The organism is Streptomyces sp. SID10853 (assembly GCF_010548145.1).
GTDB lineage: Bacteria > Actinomycetota > Actinomycetes > Streptomycetales > Streptomycetaceae > Streptomyces.
This window is the reverse complement of record NZ_JAAGLN010000093.1, coordinates 1-24737: the sequence shown is the minus strand read 5'-3', so window position 1 is coordinate 24737 and position 24737 is coordinate 1. Positions and strand designations below refer to the sequence as shown.

The window sequence follows — 24737 nt, the reverse complement described above, 5'->3', positions numbered from 1 at the left end:
CCCGGCACCCGCGGTGGCACCGCCGGCGCCCGCACCCGACCCGGCGCGCCGGCGCAGCGTGTCGAGCAGGACGGCGAGCGCGATGACCACACCGATCACGACCTGCTGCCAGAACGCCGAAACCGACAGGAGGTTGAGCCCGTTGCGGAGCACCGCGAGGATCAGCGCGCCGATCAGCGTGCCGGACGCCTTGCCGACACCGCCCGCCAGACTGGCCCCGCCGATGACGACGGCGGCGATGGCGTCCAGCTCGTACCCGTCCGCGGCCTGCGGCTGCGCGGAGGAGAGCCGGGACGCGAGGACGATGCCCGCGGCGGCCGCGAAGAGCCCGGAGAGCGCGTAGATGGCGAGCTTCTGCCGCTTGACCCGCAGCCCGGAGAGCCTGGCGGCCTCCTCGTTGCCGCCGATGGCGTACATGGAGCGGCCGATGTACGTACGGGCCAGGATCAGCGCCGTGATCAGGCCCATCGCGATCATCACGATGACCGGGACCGGCAGCCAGCCGCCGAGGGTGTCACCGAGCGAGGAGACCGAGCCGGGGAAGGCGATCGGGCTGCCCTGCGAGATGACCAGCGAGAGACCGCGGCCGATGGAGAGCATGGCCAGCGTCGCGATGAACGGCGGGAGTTTGCCGTACGAGATCAGTACGCCGTTGACCAGACCACAGGCGATGCCGGTCGCGACGGCGAGGATCACCGCGATCCAGACCGGTATCCCCTCGGAGGTCGCCGTCCAGGCCAGCACGGTCGCGGAGAGCGCGGCGACCGAGCCGACCGAGAGGTCGATGCCCGCCGAGACGATGACGAAGGTGACACCGAACGCGAGGATCGCGGTCACGGCGGCCTGCACACCGACGTTGAGCAGGTTCTGGGTGGTCAGGAAGTCGCCGGAGAGCAGCGACATCGCCACCACCAGGACGACCAGGGCGCTCAGCGCGCCGTTGTCGAGCAGGACGCGGCGGACGACCGCAGAGGCGCCACTCGCGCCCGTAGTGCTCTTGAGCGTGTCAGTGGTCACGGGAACCCTCTGCTTCCTTCACTTCGTTGTGGGGACTGTGGGGGGCTGCCGCGCTGACGGCGAGTGCCATCACCGCGTCCTGGGTCGCCTCGTGGGCGGGGAGTTCACCGGCGATCCGGCCCTGAGCCATCACCAGCACCCGGTCGCTCATACCGAGCACCTCGGGCAGATCGCTGGAGATCATCAGGACCGCGTGGCCGGATGCCGTCAGCTCGTTGATGAGCTGGTAGATCTCGACCTTGGCGCCGACGTCGATCCCGCGCGTCGGCTCGTCCAGGATGAGGATCCTGGTGTCGGCGAGCAGCCACTTGCCGATGACGACCTTCTGCTGGTTGCCGCCGGACAGGGTGCGCACCTGCTGGCCGAGTCCGGCCATCCGGACACCGAGCTGTCCGGCGACCCGGGCCGCCGCGGTCTGCTGGCCCTTGATGTCGACGAGGCCCGCGCGGGTGGCGGAGCGCAGCGTGACCAGGCCGAGGTTCTCCTCGACCGAGGCGTCGAGCACCAGGCCCTGGCCCTTGCGGTCCTCGGGGACCAGGCCGATCCCGGCGCCCATCGCCGCGTTCACGTCGTGCCGGGGGAGCCGTCTGCCGGCGACGTCGACGGTGCCCCTGTCGTACGGGTCGGCGCCGAAGACCGCGCGGGCGACCTCGGTCCGGCCGGCCCCGACGAGCCCGGCGATGCCGACGACCTCACCGGCCCGCACCTCGAAGGTGATGTCGTGGAAGACCCCGTCCCTGCCCAGACCGCGTACGGAGAGCAGCGGCGCATCGGCGGCCTCGGTGCCGGGGTCATCCGTGGCGGCCGGGCGCTCCCGCGGGTACTGCTGCTCGATGCTGCGGCCGACCATCAGCCGCACCAGCTCGTCCTCCGGGGTGTCGGCGGGGACCTGGCCGACGCTGCGGCCGTCGCGGATCACCGTGACCCGGTCGCCGAGTGCGGCGATCTCTTCGAGGTGGTGGGTGATGAAGACGATCCCGACGCCGTCCGCGCGGAGCGCGCGGACCAGCCCGAACAGCTTCTCCACCTCGCCGGAGGTGAGCACGGCGGTCGGCTCGTCCATGATCAGGACCCGGGCGTCGAGGCTCAGCGCCTTGGCGATCTCCACCATCTGGAGCCGGGCGATGCCCAGTTCACGGACCTTGGTACGGGGCGCGATGTCGAGGCCGACCCGGGCCAGCAGCCCGGCGGCGTCCTGCTCCATCCTGGCCCGGTCGATCATCCCGAAGCGACGCGGCTGGCGGCCGAGGAAGATGTTCTCGGCGACCGTCAGGTCGGGCACCAGGTTGAACTCCTGGTAGATCGTGGCGATCCCGAGGCGCTCGGCGTCCTGCGCGCTGTGGATCCGGACCTCGCGCCCCTCGGCGAAGACCCTGCCGCTGTCGGGGCGGTAGGCGCCGGAGAGCATCTTGATGAGGGTGCTCTTGCCCGCGCCGTTCTCGCCGAGCAGGACATGGACCTCGCCGCGGCGCAGGTCGAAGTCGACGCTGTCGAGTGCGACCACTCCGGGGAAGGTCTTGCGTATGCCTTCGATACGCAGCAACTCGTCGGGGACGTTCACCGGTTGCTCCTGTTCGGCGTGCGGGCGGGGGACACGGGCGGCTGCGCCGCGGGGGACGCGGCCGTGGGGACGGGGGCGCTCGCGGGGGATGCGGCGCCGGTGGCGGGCGGGGGTTCGCCGCACGAGCGGCGGACCACGAGCTGGGCCGGGAGGATCGCGGAGTGCGGCTCCCGGCCGTCGAGCCGGTCGATGAGGGCGCGTACGGCGGCCCGGCCGAGTTCGCCGGTCGGCTGGGCGATGGCGGTGATCGGCGGGTCGGTGTGCACGAACCAGGGGATGTCGTCGAAGGCGGCCAGTGCGATGTCCTGCGGGATGCGCAGCCCCCGGGCGCGGATCGCGTCCATCGCGCCGAGCGCCATCAGATTGTCGGCGGCGAAGATCACGTCGGGGGGCTCGGCGAGCGCCAGCAGCCGGGCCGCCTCGCGGCGCCCGCTGTCCGCCTGGAAGTCGCCGTGTCCGATCCTGGCGTCCGGGAGGGGCAGCCCGTGCTCGTGCAGCGCCTCGCGGAAGGCGTCCACGCGCTCGCTGCCTGTGGTGGTCGTGGCCGGGCCCGCGATGATGGCGAGCCTGCGGTGGCCCAGCGCGTACAGGTGGGCGACCAGGTCGCGGACGGCGCCGCGCCCGTCGGACCGTACGACGGGGACGTCCACGCCCGGGATCCAGCGGTCCACGAAGACCATCGGCACGCCGGCCCTGACCGCGTCGAGCATCAGGGGTGAGCCACCGTCGGTGGGGCTGACCAGCAGCCCGTCTATCCGGCGGTCGACGAGGGTGCGGATGTGGTGGTCCTGGAGGGCGGGCTGCTCGTCGGCGTTGCCGATGATCACGCTGTAGCCGTGCGCGCGGGCCTCGTCCTCGACGGAGCGGGCCAGCTCGGTGAAGTACGGGTTCAGCACATCGCTGATGACCAGGCCGAGGGTGCGGGTCTGCTGGGTGCGCAGGGACCTGGCCACCGCGTTCGGCCGGTAACCGAGGGCCTCCACGGCGGCCATCACCCGGGCGCGGGTGTCGGGCCTGACCGACGGATGACCGTTGAGTACCCGGGACACCGTGGCGACGGAGACCTCCGCGCCGGCTGCGACGTCCTTGATGCTCGCCATCGCTGGACCACCTCCTTGTGGGCCGCATGGAATCGATTACACGGGAGATTGGAATCGATTACATGGGCGGCGGTCAAGAGGAGCCCGGCACTCCGTGACCCGATCGTGATGGTCGGGCGCTGTGGTCGGGCCTGACGGTCGGGGCGATGGCCGGGGTCGCCGGGGACGATGACCGGGGCGACGGCGGGCCGGGCGTCCGGACGGACCGTGTCCGGTGCTCCGTACCGGGCTGTCGGACCCCGGCGGTAACGTCGGACCATGTCCAACATGGCAGTGCTGGAAGGGGTCCTGGAGCGGATCACCTACGCCAACGAGGAGAACGGCTACACGGTCGCCCGCGTCGACACCGGCCGCGGCGCCGACCTGCTGACCGTCGTCGGCTCACTGCTCGGTGCCCAGCCCGGCGAGTCGCTGCGCATGGAGGGCCACTGGGGCTCCCACTCCCAGTACGGCAAGCAGTTCACCGTGGAGAACTACACGACGGTCCTGCCCGCCACCATCCAGGGCATCCGCCGCTATCTCGGCTCCGGGCTGATCAAGGGCATCGGCCCGGTCATGGCCGACCGGATCACCACACACTTCGGTCTTGACACGCTCGACATCATCGAGCAGGAGCCCAAGCGCCTCATCGAGGTGCCGGGGCTCGGACCCAAGCGGACGAAGATGATCGGCGCCGCCTGGGAGGAGCAGAAGGCGATCAAGGAAGTGATGATCTTCCTCCAGGGGGTCGGGGTCTCCACCTCCATCGCCGTCCGGATCTACAAGAAGTACGGCGACGCGTCGATCTCCGTCGTGCGGAACGAGCCGTACCGCCTGGCGGCCGACGTCTGGGGTATCGGCTTCCTCACCGCCGACCGCATCGCCCAGGCCGTCGGCATCCCGCACGACTCGCCGGAGCGCGTCAAGGCCGGCCTTCAGTACGCGCTCTCCCAGTCCACCGACCAGGGCCACTGCTTCCTCCCCGAGGAGCAGCTGATCTCCGACGCGGTCAAGCTCCTCCAGGTCGACACCGGGCTCGTCATCGACTGTCTGGCCGAGCTGGCCGCCGACGAGGGCGTCGTACGGGAGCGGGTGCCGGGGCCCGAAGGCGGCGACGAGCAGGTCACCGCGGTCTATCTGGTCCCCTTCCACCGGGCCGAGATCTCGCTCGCGTCCCAGGTGGTCAGGCTGCTGCGCACCGAGCAGGACCGGATGCCCGCCTTCCGCGACGTCGACTGGGCGAAGGCGCTGGTCTGGCTGGCCGGGCGTACCGGCGCCGAGCTGGCGCCCGAGCAGCAGGCCGCGGTCCGCCTCGCGCTGACCGAGAAGGTCGCGGTGCTGACCGGGGGCCCCGGCTGCGGCAAGTCCTTCACGGTCCGCTCCGTGGTCGAGCTGGCCCGCGCCAAGCAGGCCAAGGTGGTGCTCGCGGCGCCCACCGGCCGTGCGGCCAAGCGGCTCGCCGAGCTGACCGGCGCCGAGGCGTCCACGGTGCACCGCCTGCTCGAACTGAAGCCGGGCGGTGACGCCGCGTACGACAGGGACCGCCCGCTCGACGCGGATCTGGTCGTGGTGGACGAGGCGTCGATGCTCGATCTCCTCCTCGCCAACAAGCTGGTCAAGGCCGTCGCCCCGGGGGCGCATCTGCTGCTCGTCGGCGATGTGGACCAGCTGCCGTCCGTCGGCGCCGGTGAGGTGCTGCGCGATCTGCTGGCGGCCACAAGCCCGGCGCCGAGTGTCCGGCTGACCAGGATCTTCCGCCAGGCCCAGCAGTCGGGTGTGGTCACCAATGCCCACCGGATCAACTCCGGGGTGCACCCGGTCACCCAGGGCCTGCCGGACTTCTTCCTGTTCGTGGAGGACGAGACGGGGGAGGCCGGGCGGCTCACGGTCGATGTGGCGGCCCGCCGCATCCCGCAGAAGTTCGGGCTGAACCCGCGGCGGGACATCCAGGTGCTGGCCCCCATGCACCGCGGCCCGGCCGGCGCGGGCACGCTCAACGGACTGCTCCAGCAGGCGATCACCCCCGCCAGGCCGGGCCTGCCCGAGAAGCGGTCCGGCGGCCGCGTCTTCCGCGTCGGCGACAAGGTCACCCAGATCCGCAACAACTACGACAAGGGCGCCAATGGCGTCTTCAACGGCACGGTGGGCGTGGTCACTTCGCTCGACCCCGAGGACCAGAAGCTGAGCGTGCTCACCGACGAGGACGAGGAGGTGGAGTACGAGTTCGACGAGCTGGACGAGCTGGCGCACGCGTACGCGGTGACGATCCACCGCTCGCAGGGCAGTGAGTATCCCGCCGTGGTCATCCCGGTCACCACGGGTGCCTGGATGATGCTCCAGCGCAATCTGCTCTATACGGCCGTCACGCGGGCGAAGAAGCTGGTCGTCCTGGTCGGCTCCCGCAAGGCGATCGGCCAGGCGGTCCGCACGGTCTCCGCGGGCAGGCGGTTCACGGCGCTGGGCCACAGACTGGCGGGAGGCGGCGTGGACGGCGGACCGTGGGAATCGTCACCCCGGGGTTCCGGAACCGGGGCGAAGAGGGCAGGATAAGTAGGTTGGCGGCACTCAGTGCCGCCAAATAGCCCAACGGGCGACCCCGAGTGCACTCTGCTGAGCCAAGTGGGGGATGGTAGAGACAGTCAGGGCACCTCGAAGAAGAGGCACTACGTCGGTGAGGGATGACGTGAGCGAGAACGCTAACAAGGCTGTAGTACTGCGGTACGGCGATGACGAGCACACCTACCCGGTGATCGACAGCACCGTCGGCGACCAGGGCTTCGACATCGGGAAGCTCCGAGCCCAGACCGGGCTGGTGACACTGGACAGCGGATACGGCAACACGGCCGCCTATAAATCCGCGATCACTTACCTCGACGGCGAGCAGGGCATCCTGCGCTATCGCGGTTACCCGATCGAGCAGCTGGCCGAGCAGTCCAGCTTCCTCGAGACGGCCTACCTGCTGATCAACGGTGAGCTCCCCCAGGTCGACGAGCTGTCGACCTTCAAGAACGAGATCACCCAGCACACGCTGCTGCACGAGGACGTCAAGCGCTTCTTCGACGGCTTCCCGCGTGACGCGCACCCGATGGCGATGCTGTCCTCGGTGGTCAGCGCGCTGTCCACGTTCTACCAGGACAGCCACAACCCCTTCGACGAGGAGCAGCGTCACCTTTCGACGATCCGCCTCCTCGCCAAGCTTCCGACCATCGCGGCGTACGCGTACAAGAAGTCGATCGGCCACCCCTTCGTCTACCCGCGCAACGACCTCGGGTACGTGGAGAACTTCCTGCGGATGACCTTCTCGGTCCCCTCGCAGGAGTACGTGCCGGACCCGGTCGTCGTCTCCGCGCTGGACAAGCTGTTCATCCTGCACGCGGACCACGAGCAGAACTGTTCGACGTCCACCGTGCGCCTGGTCGGCTCCTCGCAGGCGAACATGTTCGCCTCGATCTCCGCCGGTATCAGCGCGCTGTGGGGCCCGCTGCACGGTGGCGCCAACCAGTCGGTGCTGGAGATGCTCGAAGGCATCAAGCAGTCCGGCGGCGACGTCGACACCTTCATCCGCAAGGTGAAGAACAAGGAAGACGGCGTGAAGCTCATGGGCTTCGGGCACCGCGTCTACAAGAACTTCGACCCCCGGGCGAAGATCATCAAGGCTGCGGCGCACGATGTCCTCTCGGCCCTCGGCAAGGATGACGAGCTGCTCGACATCGCGCTGAAGCTGGAGGAGCACGCGCTGGCCGACGAGTACTTCGTCGAGCGGAAGCTCTACCCGAACGTGGACTTCTACACGGGCCTGATCTACCGCGCCATGGGCTTCCCGACCGAGATGTTCACCGTGCTGTTCGCGATCGGCCGGCTGCCCGGCTGGATCGCCCAGTGGCACGAGATGATCAAGGAGCCCGGCAGCCGCATCGGCCGCCCGCGCCAGATCTACACCGGTGAGGTCCTGCGCGACTTCACGCCGGTCGAAGGCCGCTGACACCGGTCGTTCCGCACTGAGGCTGCTCTGCGCCGCGGTCGCCGTCGTTCTGTACGGCGGCCGCACCCGCAGCACGGCAACCGAAAAGCGCCCCGCCGTCGATCCCCCCACGGGTCGACGATACGGGGCGCTTCCCGTTTCCCCGGGCGGATTCCCCCCACGGGATCCGGTCCGGGCGTCTGTTGGGCGCAGATGCCACTCCACGTACCACTGCTGCTGCCACGGCGTGCGGTCTGCCGGGGTACGTACTCGACGGGTGGGCCGCTCAAGCTCCCCGCAGCACGTGCCCCGGCCAACGCTTGCCCGGAACATCCCCCAAGATGTTCCACCGGACGTCCCCCAAGACATCCTTGGCATCGTTCACTTAGACACTCGAGGCACCGGAATGGTTACCCCCCAAAACGTGTGATGTGAATCTCGTTGTGAACGTCCTGTGAAGGTACGCAATTCCGGGCTGTTTGTCACTACGAACAGCCAAGAGATGGCCATGGCTATACCTCCCGCAGAGGTGGCCGGGCACCCCGGCCACCAGGAGATCTCCACGTAACGGGCACCGGAGCCGGGCGCGGTCCGTGAGCCCGCGTCCGGCGGGCCGGTGTCCGGCGGGTCAGTGTCCCGCGAGTCCGTATCCCGCCTCGTCCAGCACCGAGCGCACGGTCCCCTCGTCCAGCGGGGCCTGCGAGACCACGGTGACCTGTCCGGTGGTGGCGTCGGCCGTGACGCCCGTGACGCCTGCCAGCTCGGCGATTTCGAGCGAGACGGCGCCCTCGCAGTGCTCACCGTCCATCCCGGTCACCCGGTAGACGGCGGTGACCCCGCCCGCCTCGGCCTCCGTACCGCCGCCGCAGCACCCGCCGCCGCAGCAGCCGGACGCGGGGGCGGGCTCGGCGGTCTCGGCGGGCGGGCCGGACTGCGGGTTCCCGAGATAGGCGATGCCGGGCCGGGGAGCCCCGGGCTGGGAAGTCTCTGTCTCGGCGCTCATGCTGCTCTCCTCTGTGCGGATGTTCGTACCTCCCCATGGGGCGCACGGGGCTCCCGGCGGCCACCGGGGCCCGCCCGTTGGGCCCTGGGGGCTGTCCGGCGGATCGTGCCGCGGGCGCGGGGCGCGGGGCGCGCCGCCGGACAGCCTCTAACGGCCTCTGTTGCTGGGCCTGCGTGACACCCAGAGCCGGATGGTCTCCGCGTACCAGTAGGGCTTGCCGTGCTCCACCTGGTCGGGCGGCGGCAGCAGCCCGTGTTTCCGGTACGAGCGCACGGTGTCCGGCTGTACCCGGATGTGTGCGGCGATCTCCTTGTAGGACCAGAGCTTCCGGTCGGTCATACCCGTACCTCCCTGCCTGCCGCGCGACGCCGGCCTGGGGGCCGTCGGGGGAGTCGCGCGGGGCTGCGCATTGGTGATCAATTCAGCCTCTCCCCGGACAACGGGGTCCTAAGAGGGCGACGGAGGAGCTGTTGACCTCCTGTGACCGAAAGGCCGCGTAACGCGGACATGCGTGACGGGAAGGTAACTCCTGTGACTCAAGCGGCACATGAGGAAATAGGGGCGAACGCGTGCGGATCCGGCGGCCGGCCCCCGGCCCTGGTCCGATGGACGAGCGGCCCCGGCCCGGCGCTGCGCGCATTCGTCCGAATGTCCGGACAATGCGTTGACAGGGGTCCGAGGGGGGAGTTAGACCTGAGGGCCCGTTACCCGGGCCCGGTCGTCCGGCCGCGGGGCCGGGGGCTGCCCGCCGATGGAGAGGACGTGCAGGGTGTACGACCTGATCACGATGGGCCGGATCGGGGTGGACCTCTACCCCTTGCAGGCCGGCGTCCCACTGGCGCGGGTCGACACCTTCGGCAAGTTCCTCGGCGGCTCCGCGACGAATGTCGCCGTCGCGGCCGCGCGGCTGGGGCACCGGACGGCGGTCGTCACCCGGACGGGCGCCGACCCGTTCGGTGAGTATCTCCACCAGGAGCTGCGGGCCTTCGGCGTCGACGACCGCTGGGTGACCGCGGTACCCGGCCTGCCCACCCCGGTGACCTTCTGCGAGGTGTTCCCGCCGGACGACTTCCCGCTGTACTTCTACCGGCAGCCCAAGGCGCCCGATCTGGAGCTGTACGGGGAGGAGCTGGACCTCGGGGAGATCCGGGCCGCGCGGGTGTTCTGGATGACCGGGACGGGCCTCTGCGCCGAGCCCAGCCGTACGGCGACCCTCACCGCGCTGGCCGCCCGCGCGGCCGTGCCCGAACAGCCGCGGGCCACACCGCAGGAGCCTCGCGCCGCCGTCTTCGACCTGGACTGGCGCCCGATGTTCTGGTCCGACGACCCGAAGCCGCACTACCTCGGCGCGCTGCGCCACGCCACAGTGGCCGTCGGCAACATCGACGAGGTCGAGATCGCCACCGGTGAGCGCGAACCCCGCGCGGCGGCCGAGGCGCTGCTCGCCCGCGGACCGGAGCTGGCCGTCGTCAAACAGGGCCCGGGCGGCGTCCTCGCCGTGCACCGGGACGGCCGCAGCGCCGAGGTGCCGCCGCTGCCGGTGGAAGTGGTCAACGGCCTCGGCGCGGGCGACGCGTTCGGCGGCGCGCTCTGCCACGGGCTGCTCGCCGGGTGGGACCTGGAGCGCACCATGCGGTACGCCAACGCGGCCGGCGCGATCGTCGCGTCCCGGCTGGCCTGCTCGTCCGCGATGCCCTACCCGTCCGAGGTCGAAGCGGCCCTCAGGGACGTACGCCCCTGCCCCGCGGGCGCGGACGTGGCGGGCGCCGTGGACATCGCCGGGGGTCTGCTCCAGCCACCCGGGAGGGACGAATGAACGACGACCGACGGCAGGGCACAGCCCCGTCGGACGGCCGAGGGCAGAACACCGCTCCGTCCGACGGCCGACGGCAGAACACCGCCCCGTCCGACGCCTCTCCGCGCGACACGGATCCGCTGGTACGGGCGGGCAGCGCGGCCCGTGCCCCGTACGCCCTGGACATCGGCCCCGAGCGGGCCGGCTGGGACCGGTCGGCGCTGCGGATCCTGGAGCTGGCCCCCGGGGGTTCACACCGTCTTTCCACGGCGGACAGCGAATGGATCGTGCTGCCGCTCACCGGGGGCTGTACCGTCCTTGTCGACGGGGAGAGCTTCGAACTGCGGGGCAGGGCAGGGGTGTTCGCCGGAGTCACCGACTTCGCCTACCTGCCGCGCGACGCCCGCGCGCAGATCTCCTCCGGTGCGGGAGGCCGCTTCGCCCTGGCAGGAGCGAAGTGCGAGCGACGACTCCCCGCCCGCTACGGCCCCGCGCCGGAGGTTCCCGTCGAGCTGCGCGGCAGCGGCAGCTGCTCGCGCCAGGTCAACAACTTCGCGGCCGCCGACACCTTCGCCTGCGACCGGCTGATCGCCGTCGAGGTGCTCACCCCCGGCGGCAACTGGTCCTCCTTCCCGCCGCACAAGCACGACGAGTACCGCCCAGGCGAGGAGTCGGTCCTGGAGGAGATCTACTACTTCGAGATCGCCGACGGCGGCCCCGGATACCACCGGGTCTCCCCGTCCAGGCCGGGCGGCACCGATCTGCTCGCCGAAGTCCGCAGCGGTGACACGGTGCTGATCCCGGACGGCTGGCACGGCCCTTCGATGGCCACGCCCGGCCACCACATGTACTACCTCAATGTGATGGCGGGGCCCGGCGCCGAGCGCGTGTGGCTGATCAGCGACCACCCCGACCACAGCTGGATCCGGCAGACCTGGGAGACGGAGCCCGTCGACCCGAGGCTCCCGCTGTACGGCAACGCAGCACAGGAGGACCGCCGATGACCGACCGTCAGGCCGGCGGCCACGCCCCGGCCGCCCGCCGGCTGACCACCGCCCAGGCCCTGGTGGCCTTCCTGGCACGCCAGTACACCGAGCGCGACGGCCGCCGGCAGCGGCTGATCGCGGCCACCTGGGGCATCTTCGGCCACGGCAACGTCGCCGGGATCGGCCAGGCGCTCACCGAGACCGGCCGGGGCGCGATGCCGTACCACCAGGGCCGCAACGAGCAGGCGATGGTGCACGCGGCCGTCGGCTACGCCCGGCAGTCGGGCCGGCTCTCCGCGCACGCCGTCACCACCTCCATCGGACCCGGCGCCACCAACCTGGTCACCGGCGCCGCCCTCGCCTCCGTCAACCACCTGCCGGTGCTGCTGCTCCCCGGCGACACGTTCGCGGCCCGCCCGGCCGACCCGGTGCTCCAGCAGCTCGAAGTCCCGTACGCGGGCGACCTGTCCGTCAACGACTGCCTGCGTCCTGTCTCCAAGTACTTCGACCGGATCACCCGCCCCGAGGCGCTGATCCCGGCCGCGCTCGCCGCGATGCGGGTCCTCGCCGATCCGGAGCTGACCGGCGCCGTGACGCTCGCGCTGCCGCAGGACGTACAGGCCGAGGCGTACGACTGGCCGGAGGAGTTCTTCGCCGAGCGGGTCTGGCGGGTGCCCGTACGACGGCCGGACGCCACCGAGTTCGCCGACGCGGTCGCCGCGGTCCGCGCCGCCCGGCGCCCGCTGATCATCGCGGGCGGCGGGGTACGCCACAGCGGCGCCCAGGACGCCCTGCGCGCCCTCGCCGAAGGGACCGGCATCCCGGTGGCCTCCACCCAGGCGGGCAAGGGCGCCCTGCCGTACGACCACCCGGCGGACGTCGGAGGCATCGGCCACACCGGCACCGCCACCGCCGACGGGCTGGCCCGCGCCGCCGACCTGGTCATCGGGGTCGGCACCCGCTACACCGACTTCACCACTGCCTCGGGGACGCTCTTCCAGCACCCGGGCGTCCGGTTCGTCAACATCAACATCGCCGGGTCCGACGCGCACAAGCTGTCCGCGCTGCCGCTCGTCGCCGACGCCCGCGCCGCCATCGAGCGGCTGACCGGCGCGCTCACCGGCCACCGGGTGTCCGAGGCGTACGAGCGCGGCTACCGGGCGGCGAAGGCGGAGTGGGAGGTACGGGTCACCGCCGCCTACACGGGCAGCGAGGACGCCGCGCCCACCCAGACGCAGGTGCTCGGGGCGCTCGACGCGCTGGTGACCGGCGACGACATCGTCATCAACGCGGCGGGCTCGCTCCCCGGGGACCTGCACCAGCTGTGGCGGACCCGCTCCGCCGACCAGTACCACGTCGAGTACGGCTACTCCTGTATGGGCTACGAGATCCCCGCCGCGATCGGTGTCCAGCTGGCGGCTCCAGGACGGCCGGTCTGGGCGCTGGTCGGCGACGGCACCTATCTGATGAACCCCACCGAGATCGTCACCGCGGTCCAGGAGGGCCTCCCGGTCAATGTGGTGGTCCTGCAGAACCACGGGTACGCCTCGATCGGGGGCCTCTCGGAGTCGGTGGGCGCCGAACGCTTCGGCACGGCGTACCGCTACCGGGCCCCGGACGGCACGTACACCGGCGACCCGCTGCCCGTCGACCTGGCGGCCAACGCGGCCAGTCTCGGGCTCGATGTGCTGCGTGCCAAGACCCTGCGTGACCTGCGCGAAGCCCTGGCCGCCGCACGGGCGTCGGACCGTCCCACATGTGTCTACGTGGAGACCGAAACGGCAGACACAGTGTCGGGGCCGCCCCCGCCGCAGGCATGGTGGGATGTTCCTGTGGCCGAGACCGCCACTCGCCCCTCGGCGGTCGGGGCCCGGGAGGAGTACGACCGGCAGGTCGCAGCCCGACGCCGTCATCTCTAAGGCTTTAGGAGCGTTCACCATGAAGACCGTCAACCACTGGATCGGTGGCAGGGCCGTCGACGGCACGTCGGGCAACTGGGGTCAGGTCACCGATCCGGCGACCGGCGCCGTCACCACCCAGGTCGCGCTGGCCTCCGAGGCCGAGGTGGACGCCGCGGTCGCATCGGCGAAGGCCGCGTACACGACGTGGGGGACCTCCTCGCTCTCCGCGCGCACCACGGTCCTCTTCCGCTACCGGGCGCTCCTCGACGCCCACCGTGACGAGATCGCCGCGCTGATCACTGCCGAGCACGGCAAGGTGCACTCCGACGCGCTCGGCGAGGTCGCCCGCGGTCTGGAGATCGTGGAGCTGGCCTGCGGGATCACCACCCAGCTCAAGGGCGAGCTGTCCACCCAGGTCTCCAGCCGGGTCGACGTCTCGTCGATCCGGCAGTCGATCGGTGTCGTCGCCGGCATCACGCCCTTCAACTTCCCTGCCATGGTGCCGATGTGGATGTTCCCGCTGGCCATCGCCTGCGGCAACACCTTCGTACTGAAGCCCAGCGAGAAGGACCCGTCGGCCGCGAACCTGCTGGCCGAGCTGGCCACCGAGGCGGGCCTGCCGGACGGCGTGCTGAACGTGCTGCACGGTGACAGGGTCGCCGTGGAGGGACTGCTGAGCCACCCGGACGTCGCCGCGGTCTCCTTCGTCGGCTCCACCCCGATCGCCCGCCACATCCACGCCACCGCCACCGCGCACGGCAAGCGCGTCCAGGCACTCGGCGGTGCCAAGAACCACATGCTGGTGCTGCCCGACGCCGACCTGGACGCCGCGGCCGACGCCGCCGTCTCCGCCGCGTACGGCTCGGCGGGTGAGCGCTGCATGGCGATCTCCGCGGTCGTCGCCGTCGGCTCCGTCGCCGACGAGCTGGTCGCGAAGATCCGCGAGCGCGCCGAGAAGATCACGATCGGCCCCGGCAACGACCCGTCGTCCGAGATGGGCCCGCTGATCACCAGGGCACACCGCGACAAGGTCGCCTCGTACGTCACGGGCGCGGCCGCGCAGGGCGCCGAAGTCGTCCTGGACGGCACCGGGTTCACCGTCGAGGGCCACGAGGACGGCCACTGGATCGGCCTGTCGCTGCTCGACCGGGTGTCCACCGAGTCGGACGCGTACAAGGACGAGATCTTCGGCCCGGTCCTGTGCGTGCTGCGCGTCGACACGTACGAGGAGGGCGTGGCGCTGATGAACGCCTCGCCGTTCGGCAACGGCACCGCGATCTTCACCCGGGACGGCGGCGCGGCCCGCCGCTTCCAGCTGGAGGTCGAGGCCGGCATGGTCGGCGTCAACGTGCCGATCCCGGTCCCGGTCGGCTACCACTCCTTCGGCGGCTGGAAGGACTCGCTCTTCGGCGACCACCACATCTACGGCAACGACGGGGTGCACTTCTACACCCGCGGCAAGGTCGTCACCACCCGCTGGCCCGACCCGGCGGACGCCCCCGCGGGCGTCGACCTGGGCTTCCCGAGCAACCACTGAGCCGGTCCCGATACCGGTGCCGGTACCGGATACCGGTACCGGAGCCCGTTCACCGCTGACGGCCGTATGGCGCGGTGGTGAACTCTCGGGGAACTCACCCCGGGACGGCTCCCGTACGGCAGTTCGGGGGCGGGACGGATGCCTAGCATGACGGCGTCCGACCGCCCCCGCTTGTATGCCGTACGAACGGAGCCACCCTGTGCCCACCAGCGCTGCCGGTACCGGCCCTGGCTCCGGCTCCGCCCCCGGTCCCGGCTCCGGCTCTGGCTCCGCCTCCGGTCCTGGCTCCGGTCCTGGCCCCATCCGTGGCTCCGGTAAGGGCCCCGCTGTCGGCCGCCGGATATGGAGGGCGGCGGCCGTCGTCGCCACGGCCGTCGCGGTGGCCCTCGGCGCGCTGCTCGCCACCGACGGGTCCGGCGCCCCGGCCGGGCACCCGGCCGCCGCCGTGTCCGACGGGCTGCGCCACACAGCTGTCGAGGTCTCGCCCGGCTCCTGCGGCCGCGGCTGGACCCGCCCGCACCCGGGGACCCAGGTCTTCGACCTGACGAACACCTCCACAGGGCCCGCCGAGGTGGACCTCACCGACCCCCGTACGGGCGCCGTCTACGCGGAGACCGAGGGACTCGCGCCCGGTACGACCCGGCAGATGCGGGTGGTGCTCGGCGGTGGTTCGTACGCCTTCAGCTGTCTGCCCGACGACGCGGAGGCGGTGCACGGCCCCACCGTGCGCATCGCGGGCAGCGTGCGGGGGAGCGGCCCGCACGCGGTGCCGGTGACCGAGCACGACCTGGTCCCGCCGACCCTCGCCTACCAGAAGTGGATCGGCGCCCGCGCCGCCGAACTCGCCCGGAAGACCGCCGTACTGAGGAGGGCCGTCGACCGCGGGGACCTTGCGGCGGCCCGTGCGGCATGGCTGCCGGCGCATCTGGTGTACGAGCGGATGGGCGCGGCGTACGGCACGTTCGGCGACGCCGATACCGCCATCAACGGCACCGGGGCCGGGCTGCCCGGCGGGCCGCACGACCCCGGGTTCCAGGGCTTCCACCGGGTCGAGTACGGGCTGTGGCACGGCGAGTCAGCCGCTGCGCTGCGCGGCCCGGCCGACCGGCTCGACACGGCGGTCCGCGCACTGCGCGACGGCTGGCCGCAGCAGCGCATGGACCCCGCGGATCTGGGGCTGCGCGCCCATGAAGTCCTGGAGAACACCCTCCAGTCCGAACTGACCGGACGCACCGACCGCGGCAGCGGCACCAGCCTGGCCACTGCCCACGCCAACCTCGACGGAACACGTGAACTGCTCTCGGTGCTGCGTCCGTTGCTCACCACGCGCGATCCGGAGCTGCCGCGCCTGGACTCCTGGCTGGACCGCACCCGGCGCACGCTGGACGGATCGCGCCACGACGGCAGGTGGACCCCGGTGGACCGGCTGAAGACCGCCGACCGGGAGCGGCTCGACGCCGACGTCAGCCAGGCGACCGAGCTGCTGTCCCGGGTGGCAGCCCTCTGCGACTTGCGCAGAACAGCATGAGCACATGAGCAATGGCTTGCGGGACAGTGTGCGGGACGAAAGCATGCGGGACTGCGGTACGTGGGACCGCGGTACAGGGGACGGCGGCACATGAACGGCGGAAGGAGCGGCATGAGCGGGAACGGCGCGAACGAGGTGCGCAGGCGCGGGTTCCTGCGCAGTGCGGCGCTGGGGGTGGGATCCGTGGCAGCGGGGGCCGCCCTGGTGGGTGCGGACCGGCCCGCCACGTCCGCCGCCCCGGGCGGTACCACGGACGCACCGGCCGCCGCCTCCCGTACCGACTTCCACGGCGCCCATCAGGCGGGAATCCTCGAAGCTCCGCGGCGGGCCACGGTGTTCGTGGCCTTCGACGTCACCGCCGACGGCCGCCGGGACCTCACCGAGCTGCTGCGTACCCTCACCTCGCGGGCCCGTTTCCTCGCCACCGGAGGCACCCCGCCCCCGCTCGGTATCACCGCACCGCCGAGCGACTCCGGTGTGCTCGGGCCACAGGTCCCCGCCGGCGGGCTGACCGTCACGGCCGGAGTCGGCGCGTCCCTCTTCGACGACCGCTTCGGGCTGCACGCCCGCAAGCCGCTGCGGCTCACCGCCATGCCGTCCTTCCCCGACGACGACCTCGTCCAGGCCGAGTGCCACGGCGACCTCAGTGTGCAGCTCAGCGCGGACAGCCCCGATGTGGTGCTGCACGCCCTGCGCGACATCGCACGGCACACCCGGGGCGCGATGCAGGTGCGCTGGCGGATGGACGGCTTCAGCAGCCCGGCCCGGCCCAGCGGAACACCCCGTAACCTCCTGGGGTTCAAGGACGGTACGGCCAACCCCGACGCCGCGGACGCCTCGGCGATGGAGCGGCTCGTCTGGGTGGGCGCGGGTGCCGAGCCCGGCTGGACGGCCGGAGGCAGCTACCAGGTGGTGCGGCTGATCCGGATGCTGGTGGAGTTCTGGGACCGGGTCTCGCTGACCGAGCAGGAGCGGATGTTCGGCCGCGTCCGCGACACCGGCGCCCCGCTCGACGGGAACCACGAGTCCGACTCCCCGCGGTACGCGCAGGACCCGAAGGGCGATGTGATCCCGCTGGACAGCCATATCCGGATGGCCAACCCGCGGACACCGAGGACCGAGGGGCAGCGGCTGCTGCGGCGCGCGTACAACTACGACCGGGGTATGGACTCCAACGGCAACCTCGACATGGGGCTGCTCTTCTGCTGCTACCAGCAGGATCTGGCCCGGCAGTTCGAGACGGTGCAGAAGAGGCTGGCCGGTGAGCCGCTGGTGGACTACATCAAGCCGTTCGGCGGGGGCTACTTCTTCGCCCTGCCGGGTGTCCGCGACCGTACGGACTGGCTGGGCCGGGCCCTGCTCGCCTAGGACCTGTCCGGGGCCTGTCCGGCGACCTGTCCCAGGAATTCCCGCACCAAGGAACGGTCAAGTCTTCCCCCGGACTTCGTGACTGGCTGTTCACCCCGGCGACACGGACGCGCAGCCGCCCGGTCGTGGCGGGCGCGCAGCATCCTCCGCGTAAGCACGATCACGGCAGCCCACAGCGGAGGCACGGAGAGCATGGTCAGCACAGGGAGAACGGCGGGGCCCGGACGGCGGGCGATACGGTGGGGCGCCATCGCCGGAGCCGCGGCGCTCACCGTCCTCGGGGGCCCGGCCCCCGCGTTCGCGGACGCGCACGGACCGGGCCACGGGCACCAGGGCGGCAGCCACGGGACGACGGCCACCCCGGTCGAGCACCTGGTGGTGATCTTCCAGGAGAACGTCTCGTTCGACCACTACTTCGGTACGTACCCGAAGGCGGCCAACACCGACGGCACCACGTTCAGGGCGGACCCGCGCACCCCGAAGAACATCAACACCCTGAGCAACGCCGGGCTGCTGAAGAAGAACCCGAACCAGTACACGCCCCGCCGGCTCTCCGCCTCGCAGGCGCTGACCTGCGACCAGAACCACAACTACGGGCCCGAGCAGTACGCGGCCAACGGCGGCAGAGCCGACCAGTACGTCCAGAACACCGACTCCGGAAAGTGCTCGGGCAACCTCTTCGGCGAGCCCGGCCTGGTCATGGACTACTACGACGGCAACACGGTCACCGGACTGTGGAACTACGCCCAGCACTACTCCCTGGGCGACAACGCGTACAGCTCCAACTACGGTCCCTCCACGCCCGGTGCGCTCAATCTGATCTCCGGCCAGACGCACGGCGTGACCTCCGTCGACCCGGCGTCCGGCACCGAGCACCCGAAGCAGACGGCGAAGCCCGACGCGTACACGGTCGTCTCACCGGACGCCAAGGGCGTCGGCACGGTCACCAACGACCCCGACCCGGCGTACGACGACTGCTCGAACAGCGATCACACCAGCAAGAACGCGCTCGCCGTGATGCACGGCAGCAACATCGGTGACCTGCTGAACAAGAAGGACGTCAGCTGGGGCTGGTTCCAGGGCGGCTTCCGGCCCAGCACCGCCTGGGACGGCAAGCAGGGCGACTACGCGAAGTGCTCGGGAAGCACCCACACCAATGTGGGCGGCGCCGCGTCCGTCGACTACAGCCCGCACCACTCGCCCTTCCAGTACTACCGGTCCACGTCCAACCCGCACCACCTGGCCCCGAAGAACGTCAGCGAGATCGGCCACAGCGGGCGCGCGAACCACAACTACGACCTGACCGATTTCGACGCCGCGCTGAAGGCGGACCGGCTGCCCGCGGTCAGCTTCCTCAAGGCGTCGGAGTTCCAGGACGGCCACGCCGGATACTCGGACCCGACCGACGAACAGCACTTCCTCGTCGACCGGATCAACAAGCTCCAGAAGTCCCCGGAGTGGAAGGACACCGCCGTCGTCGTCGCCTACGACGACTCGGACGGCTGGTACGACCACGCGTACGCGAAGCCGCGGAACGGCTCGAAGGACACCACGACCGGCTCCAACGGGAAGGCCACCGACAGCCCCGCCTGCCAGGCGGGCCCCCGCGCGGCGGGCGGCTACGCCGACCGCTGCGGCCCCGGCACCAGGCAGCCGCTGCTTGTCATCTCCCCGTACAGCAAGGTCAATTCGGTCGACCACACCCGCACCGAACAGGCTTCGGTCACCCGCTTCATCGAGGACAACTGGCACACGGGCCGCATCGGGGACGCCTCCTTCGACGCCCGCGCGGGCTCCCTGACGTCGGCCTTCGACTTCAGGCACCCGAACAACAAGCAGGTACTGCTCAACACGGACGGATCGGTGCAATCGGTCCGGCGCATCCCGGCCCAGGGGTCACGTCCGCACGCGCCGGCGGCCACCCGGACAACAGGACCGGCCACCCGCTCCGACCTCACCTCACGGGACCTCGCGGCGAGCACGACGTCGTCGGCCGCCGTATCGACCGGCATCGGAGCCGCACTGGTACTGGCGGCGGGAGGCACCGCGCTCGTACTGCGCCGCCGCAGGAACCGTACGGACGGCTGAGCGCGCCCGACAGCGCCGCGCCCCCGGAGGAGCCCGGCCCGGGGAAAACGGCGGGTGACGGGCGGGGGCCTCCGGGTACCGGCGGGGGTGCAACCGGCCGCCCCCGCCCGTTCGTGGCGCCCCGCTACTCCCGCCGCGGTACGGCGACCGGCCCGGGTACTGCGGCAGTACGCCGGGTACTTCCACCCGGTGGCCCGTCGCGTTGTCCGAGGGGCCGCCTAGGGTTCAGGCATGAAGCTACGCAAACCCCGTGGCCGGGTGCTCGTCTGCGTGGCCGCCGTGCTTGCCGTCCTCCTCGGGGCCGGTACGTGGACGGCTGTCGCGTCCGACGGGCCCGCGCCCGTGCACCGCTCGGACCGGCTGATGGCGGTGGACGGGGTGCGTATCGACACGTCGTACTTCACGGCCGGCGGCTCGGGGCGGCGCCCCGCCGTGCTCATCGGGCACGGCTTCGGTGGCAGCAAGGACGATGTGAAGTCCCAGGCCGAGCAGTTGGCGCGGCACGGGTACGCGGTGCTGACCTGGTCGGCGCGCGGCTTCGGGAAGTCGACCGGCGCCATCGGGCTCAACGACCCGTCGCGCGAGGTCAAGGACGTGTCGCGGCTCATCGACTGGCTGGCGGCCCGCCCCGAGGTCCAGCTGGACAAGCCCGGCGACCCGCGCGTCGGCGTCACCGGTGCCTCGTACGGTGGTGCGATCTCGCTGCTCGCCGCCGGGTACGACCACCGGGTCGACGCCATCGCACCGCAGATCACCTACTGGAACCTGGCCGACGCGCTCTTCCCCGACGGGGTGTTCAAGAAGCTCTGGGCCGGGATCTTCATCAACTCCGGCGGCGGCTGCGCCCGCTTCGAGAAGCAGCTCTGCTCGATGTACGACCGGGTCGCCGAGAGCGGCAAGCCGGACGCCGCCGCCCGCAAGGAGCTGGAGGCGCGGAGCCCGTCGGCGGTCGGCAGCAGGATCAAGGTGCCCTCGCTGCTCGTCCAGGGCCAGACCGACTCCCTCTTCCCGCTCAGCCAGGCCGACGCGGCGGCGAAGCAGATCAAGGCCAACGGCGCGCCCGTCTCGGTCGACTGGATCGCCGGCGGGCATGACGGCGGCGACGAGGAGGGCGGCCGGATCAACGGGCGGATCGCCTCCTGGTTCGACCGCTACCTCAAGGGCGACAAGGCCGCCGACACCGGCCCGGCCTTCCGCGTGACCCGCACCGGCGGGGTCGATTCGACCGATGGCGCCGCCCAGTTGCGGGGCGCGAGCAGCGACCGCTACCCGGGCCTGGAGAGCGGCGGGCACCCGCTCGCGCTCACCGGCCGGGAGCAGACCGTGGAGAACCCGGCGGGCGGCGCCCCGCCGTCGATCTCCGCCGTGCCGGGTGTCGCCGCGCTCTCCCAGCTCTCCGGCCTCGGGGTGGGGCTCTCCATGGACCTGCCCGGCCAGTACGCGCACTTCGACTCCGCCCCGCTGACCACCGCCCGCACCATCACCGGCGCCCCGAAGGCCAGAGTCAGAGTCAGGTCGTCATCGCCGGACGCGGTGCTCTTCGCCAAGGTGTACGACGTGCCGCCGGGCGGCAAGCAGCAGGTGCTGCCCCACCAGCTCGTCACCCCGGTCCGGATCACGGGCACGAAGGCGGGCCGGACGGTCGAGCTGACCCTGCCGGCCATCGACCACAAGGTCGAGGCGGGGCACCGGCTGCGGTTGGTCCTCGCGTCGACCGACCTCGGCTACGCGTCCCCGGCGGCGCCCGCCACGTACTCCGTATCGGCGGCCGGGCCGCTGACCGTCCCCACGGTGCCCGCCCTGCGCACGGCGAGCGCCGGATTCCCCTGGTGGGTGTGGGGACTTCCCGCGCTGGGCGCGCTGATCGCGGCCGTGCTGCTCGTCCCCCGGCGCAGGTCCGCCGCCGCACCCGACCCGGCACTGGCCGAGCTGCCGCTGCGGATCACCGGGCTGACCAAGAAGTACGCCAGGTCCGCCGACCGGTACGCGGTCCGCGACCTGTCCTTCGAGGTCGGCAAGGGCCAGGTGCTCGGACTGCTCGGGCCCAACGGCGCGGGCAAGACCACCACCCTGCGCATGCTGATGGGGCTCATCACACCGGACGGCGGCGAGATCCGGGTGTTCGGCCACCCGATCCGGCCCGGTGCGCCGGTCCTCTCGCGGGTCGGCGCGTTCGTCGAGGGCGCCGGGTTCCTGCCACACCTCTCCGGCCGGGCCAACCTGGAGCTGTACTGGCAGGCCACCGGCCGCCCCACCGAGGACTCGCACGTCGCCGAAGCGCTGGAGATCGCCGGGCTCGGCGACGCGCTGGACCGCGCGGTCCGTACGTACTCGCAGGGCATGCGGCAGCGGCTCGCCATCGCCCAGGCCATGCTCGGCCTGCCCGACCTGCTGATCCTGGACGAGCCGACCAACGGCCTCGACCCGCCGCAGATCCGCGAGATGCGGGACGTGATGATCCGGTACGCGGCCGACGGCCGGACCGTGATCGTCTCCAGCCATCTGCTGGCGGAGGTCGAGCAGTCCTGCACCCATCTCGTCGTCATGGACCACGGGCAGCTCATACAGGCCGGGCCCGTCGCCGAGATCACCGGCAGCGGGGACACCCTCCTCGTCACCTCGGCCGAGGAGATCACCGAGGCCCTGGCCGGGAAGGTGGCCGCGCTGCCCGGCATCGGCTCCGCCGTACGCACCGGTGACGGACTGCTCGTACGGCTCGACGGCGCCACCCCGGCCGCGCTCATCTCCGAACTGCTGCGCCTGGACGTGCCGTTGACCGGTGTGGGAGCGCACCGCCGCCTGGAGGACGCGTTCCTCACCCTGATCGGAGGCCAGCCCGCATGAGCACGACCACGCTTCCGGACCCCGCCCACGGCCCCGCCCACCGGGACCCCACGACAGCCACCGCACCCGGATACCGCGCACGGCACACGCTGCCGCTGCTGGTCGAGGCGAAACGGCAGTTCAAGCGCCGCCGCACGCTGGCGATGGGCGCGGTGCTCGTCGCCCTGCCGTTCATCCTGGTCGCGGCGTTCGCCGTCGGCGGCACCCCCAGCGGCAGCGGCCGGAACGGACCGACGCTGCTCGACACCGCGACGGCCTCAGGGGCGAACTTCTCGGCGACCTGCCTGTTCGTGTCGGCCGGCTTCCTGCTGGTGGTGCCGGTCGCGCTGTTCTGCGGCGACACCGTGGCGTCGGAGGCCGGCTGGTCATCGCTGCGCTATCTGCTCGCCGCGCCCGTGCCGCGCGCCCGGCTGCTGCGGAGCAAGCTCACGGTGGCGCTGGTCTTCAGCCTCGCGGCGATGGTCGTGCTGCCGGTGGTGGCGCTCGCGGTGGGCACTGTCGCGTACGGCTGGGGACCCCTGGAGCTGCCCACCGGTGGCTCGCTCGCCGCGGGGGAAGCGGTGCTGCGGCTCGTGCTCGTGGTGGCCTTCATCTTCGTGTCCCAACTGGTCACGGCTGCGCTGGCGTTCTGGCTCTCCACCAGGACGGACGCACCGCTGGGCGCGGTCGGCGGCGCGGTCGGTCTGACGATCGTCGGGAACGTCCTGGACGCGGTGACCGCCCTCGGCTCCTGGCGTGACTTCCTGCCCGCGCACTGGCAGTTCGCCTGGGCCGACGCACTCCAGCCGCAGCTCGAATGGGGCGGCATGGTCAAGGGCGCGGCCGTCTCGGTGGCGTACGCGCTGGTGCTCTTCGCGCTGGCCTTCCGGGGGTTCGCCCGCAAGGACATCGTGTCCTGACGCGTCGTGACGCGGCAGGACACAGGGGACACAGCGGAGCACGGCGCTTGTGCGAAGCACCGGAAGGGGTGTGCGCGCCGGGTGCCGACTTGGTGGGTTCTCCCTATGGGACCGGGGGCCGGGACCCCCTAGCGTCGGGGCCAGGAAACGCCGGGTGTGCCGCCGAGGTGTGCTGGGCCACGGATCCTGCCCGGCTCTGCGGAATGAGAGTGCGTGACAAGCACAGCGGACAAGCTCCGGCGGGCCGTGCGCGACGGCGGAGTGCCGCCGGTACTGGCTGCCGCCTTCCTCTGGGGCACGGTCGGCCCTGCCGAGATCCTGGCGGACAGCGGTGCGTCCCCCGTGGCGATCGGCGCGTGCCGGATGCTCGTCGGGGGGTTCGTCCTCGGGCTGTTCACCGCGCGGCCGGCCGGGATCCGGACCCTGTGGCAGCGGACGGCCCGGTGGTGGATGCTGGCGAGCATCCTGGTCACCGCGGCCTTCCAGGCGTGCTTCCTGGAGGCGGTGGACCGCAGCGGCGCCGCCCTCGCGACCGCCGTCACCTTCGGCACGGTCCCGGTCGTCACCGGGATGTGCGGGCGGATCCTGAACGGCGAACGGCTGAGCGGCCGGTGGGCCTGCGGCACCGTCTGCGCGATCAGCGGCATCGTGCTGCTGCTCGTGCCTGCCGGTGGCGGCCGGGCCGACAGCGGGGGCGTACTGCTCGGTCTGGTCGCCGGAGCCAGCTTCGGCGTCTACATCTCGGCGACCAAACGGCTCGGTGACCGGGGCGCCGACACCACGGCAGCCGCCCCGGCGAGTGTGCTGTGCGCGGGCATCCTGGTCTCGCCCTGGGTCTTCGCCCACCCGGACGGGCTCGCCCAACCACGTGCCCTGGTCCTGGTCGGCTGGCTGGGCCTGGCCACGACCGCGCTGGGCTATCTGCTGTTCACACGGGGCGTGGTCCGCATCAGCGGCGCCACGGCCGGCACTCTCAGCCTGGCCGAACCGCTGGTCGCCACGGTGCTGGGGATCGCGCTGCTCGGGGAGCGGCTGAGCCCGCCGGGGGTGGCGGGCGCGGTGCTCCTGCTGGGCGGCCTTGTCCTGGTCTCCGCCCCGGTCGGCCGCCGCAGCCGTCCGGACGTCGGGCGTCGCAGCCGTCCGGCCAGGGTGCTGGACGCGGCGGCCGCG

Annotated in this window: 17 protein-coding genes; 12 read left to right on the top strand and 5 right to left on the bottom strand. The window is 71.8% G+C overall.

The genetic code is table 11. The annotated features are described in order from the left end of the window. The 3 genes from G3I19_RS18975 to G3I19_RS18965 form a co-directional block, all read right to left on the bottom strand. A partial coding sequence (locus G3I19_RS18975; protein WP_164264833.1) for an ABC transporter permease occupies positions 1 to 1017 on the bottom strand: 1017 nt, incomplete at its 3' end. Next, positions 1007 to 2578 carry a sugar ABC transporter ATP-binding protein gene (locus tag G3I19_RS18970; protein WP_164264832.1) on the bottom strand — a complete coding sequence of 524 codons (1572 nt, stop codon included), beginning with the start codon at positions 2576 to 2578 and terminating at the stop codon, positions 1007 to 1009. The genes G3I19_RS18970 and G3I19_RS18975, both read right to left, overlap by 11 nt. Then, positions 2575 to 3678 carry a LacI family DNA-binding transcriptional regulator gene (locus tag G3I19_RS18965; protein WP_164264831.1) on the bottom strand — a complete coding sequence of 368 codons (1104 nt, stop codon included), beginning with the start codon at positions 3676 to 3678 and terminating at the stop codon, positions 2575 to 2577. The genes G3I19_RS18970 and G3I19_RS18965 overlap by 4 nt, the downstream gene beginning before the upstream one ends. A gap of 258 nt (positions 3679 to 3936) precedes the next feature. Here G3I19_RS18965 and G3I19_RS18960 point away from each other — a divergent pair, with 258 nt between their 5' ends. Both G3I19_RS18960 and G3I19_RS18955 read left to right on the top strand, forming a co-directional pair. Continuing rightward, positions 3937 to 6207 carry an ATP-dependent RecD-like DNA helicase gene (locus G3I19_RS18960; protein WP_164264830.1) on the top strand — a complete coding sequence of 757 codons (2271 nt, stop codon included), beginning with the start codon at positions 3937 to 3939 and terminating at the stop codon, positions 6205 to 6207. Positions 6208 to 6340: 133 nt separating this feature from the next. After that, entirely contained in the window at positions 6341 to 7639 is a 1299-nt protein-coding gene (locus G3I19_RS18955; RefSeq protein ID WP_343235143.1) for a citrate synthase, read from the top strand. A 607-nt stretch (positions 7640 to 8246) separates the two neighbouring features. Here the strand turns inward: G3I19_RS18955 and G3I19_RS18950 are convergent. Both G3I19_RS18950 and G3I19_RS18945 read right to left on the bottom strand, forming a co-directional pair. Next, positions 8247 to 8621 carry a heavy-metal-associated domain-containing protein gene (locus tag G3I19_RS18950; RefSeq protein WP_164264828.1) on the bottom strand — a complete coding sequence of 125 codons (375 nt, stop codon included), beginning with the start codon at positions 8619 to 8621 and terminating at the stop codon, positions 8247 to 8249. 147 nt (positions 8622 to 8768) lie between these two features. Then, positions 8769 to 8960, bottom strand: a complete 192-nt coding sequence (locus G3I19_RS18945) for a MerR family transcriptional regulator (RefSeq protein ID WP_164264827.1) — start codon at positions 8958 to 8960, stop codon at positions 8769 to 8771. Positions 8961 to 9390: 430 nt separating this feature from the next. On the opposite strand from G3I19_RS18945, the gene iolC reads away from it, so the two are divergent. From iolC to G3I19_RS18895, 10 genes are all read left to right on the top strand, one after another. Further along, on the top strand, positions 9391 to 10437 hold the full coding sequence (gene iolC, locus G3I19_RS18940) for a 5-dehydro-2-deoxygluconokinase (protein WP_343235142.1): 1047 nt from the start codon (positions 9391 to 9393) through the stop codon (positions 10435 to 10437). After that, positions 10434 to 11420 carry a 5-deoxy-glucuronate isomerase gene (gene iolB / locus G3I19_RS18935; protein WP_164264825.1) on the top strand — a complete coding sequence of 329 codons (987 nt, stop codon included), beginning with the start codon at positions 10434 to 10436 and terminating at the stop codon, positions 11418 to 11420. The genes iolC and iolB overlap by 4 nt, the downstream gene beginning before the upstream one ends. Next, a complete protein-coding gene (gene iolD, locus G3I19_RS18930) occupies positions 11417 to 13321 on the top strand; it encodes a 3D-(3,5/4)-trihydroxycyclohexane-1,2-dione acylhydrolase (decyclizing) (RefSeq protein ID WP_164264824.1) in 1905 nt (634 codons plus the stop codon). Before iolB ends, iolD begins: the two co-directional genes overlap by 4 nt. A 19-nt stretch (positions 13322 to 13340) precedes the next feature. Further along, positions 13341 to 14840, top strand: a complete 1500-nt coding sequence (locus G3I19_RS18925) for a CoA-acylating methylmalonate-semialdehyde dehydrogenase (RefSeq protein ID WP_164264823.1) — start codon at positions 13341 to 13343, stop codon at positions 14838 to 14840. Between the two features lie 394 nt (positions 14841 to 15234). After that, positions 15235 to 16368, top strand: coding sequence for an EfeM/EfeO family lipoprotein (locus tag G3I19_RS18920; RefSeq protein ID WP_239074533.1), 1134 nt, complete (start codon positions 15235 to 15237; stop codon positions 16366 to 16368). A gap of 111 nt (positions 16369 to 16479) precedes the next feature. Then, positions 16480 to 17736 (top strand): iron uptake transporter deferrochelatase/peroxidase subunit, encoded by a 1257-nt coding sequence (gene efeB, locus G3I19_RS18915; RefSeq protein ID WP_164264821.1) that lies wholly within the window; start codon positions 16480 to 16482, stop codon positions 17734 to 17736. Between the two features lie 192 nt (positions 17737 to 17928). Beyond that, positions 17929 to 19824 carry an alkaline phosphatase family protein gene (locus G3I19_RS18910; RefSeq protein WP_164264820.1) on the top strand — a complete coding sequence of 632 codons (1896 nt, stop codon included), beginning with the start codon at positions 17929 to 17931 and terminating at the stop codon, positions 19822 to 19824. Between the two features lie 231 nt (positions 19825 to 20055). After that, the gene (locus tag G3I19_RS18905; protein WP_164264819.1) at positions 20056 to 22668 is read left to right on the top strand and encodes an alpha/beta fold hydrolase; all 2613 of its coding nucleotides are present in this window, start codon (positions 20056 to 20058) and stop codon (positions 22666 to 22668) included. Beyond that, a complete protein-coding gene (locus tag G3I19_RS18900; protein ID WP_164264818.1) occupies positions 22665 to 23567 on the top strand; it encodes an ABC transporter permease in 903 nt (300 codons plus the stop codon). The genes G3I19_RS18905 and G3I19_RS18900 overlap by 4 nt, the downstream gene beginning before the upstream one ends. Positions 23568 to 23780: 213 nt before the next feature. After that, on the top strand, positions 23781 to 24737 hold a 957-nt coding region (locus G3I19_RS18895; protein ID WP_343235141.1), incomplete at its 3' end, for an EamA family transporter.

Coding starts and splice junctions, on each gene's coding strand:
- G3I19_RS18965 (WP_164264831.1), bottom strand. CDS start 3,678: ATGGCGAGCATCAAGGACGTCGCAGCCGGCGCGGAGGTCTCCGTCGCC.
- G3I19_RS18960 (WP_164264830.1), top strand. CDS start 3,937: ATGTCCAACATGGCAGTGCTGGAAGGGGTCCTGGAGCGGATCACCTAC.
- G3I19_RS18950 (WP_164264828.1), bottom strand. CDS start 8,621: ATGAGCGCCGAGACAGAGACTTCCCAGCCCGGGGCTCCCCGGCCCGGC.
- G3I19_RS18945 (WP_164264827.1), bottom strand. CDS start 8,960: ATGACCGACCGGAAGCTCTGGTCCTACAAGGAGATCGCCGCACACATC.
- iolB (WP_164264825.1), top strand. CDS start 10,434: ATGAACGACGACCGACGGCAGGGCACAGCCCCGTCGGACGGCCGAGGG.
- iolD (WP_164264824.1), top strand. CDS start 11,417: ATGACCGACCGTCAGGCCGGCGGCCACGCCCCGGCCGCCCGCCGGCTG.
- G3I19_RS18925 (WP_164264823.1), top strand. CDS start 13,341: ATGAAGACCGTCAACCACTGGATCGGTGGCAGGGCCGTCGACGGCACG.
- efeB (WP_164264821.1), top strand. CDS start 16,480: ATGAGCGGGAACGGCGCGAACGAGGTGCGCAGGCGCGGGTTCCTGCGC.
- G3I19_RS18910 (WP_164264820.1), top strand. CDS start 17,929: ATGGTCAGCACAGGGAGAACGGCGGGGCCCGGACGGCGGGCGATACGG.
- G3I19_RS18905 (WP_164264819.1), top strand. CDS start 20,056: ATGAAGCTACGCAAACCCCGTGGCCGGGTGCTCGTCTGCGTGGCCGCC.
- G3I19_RS18900 (WP_164264818.1), top strand. CDS start 22,665: ATGAGCACGACCACGCTTCCGGACCCCGCCCACGGCCCCGCCCACCGG.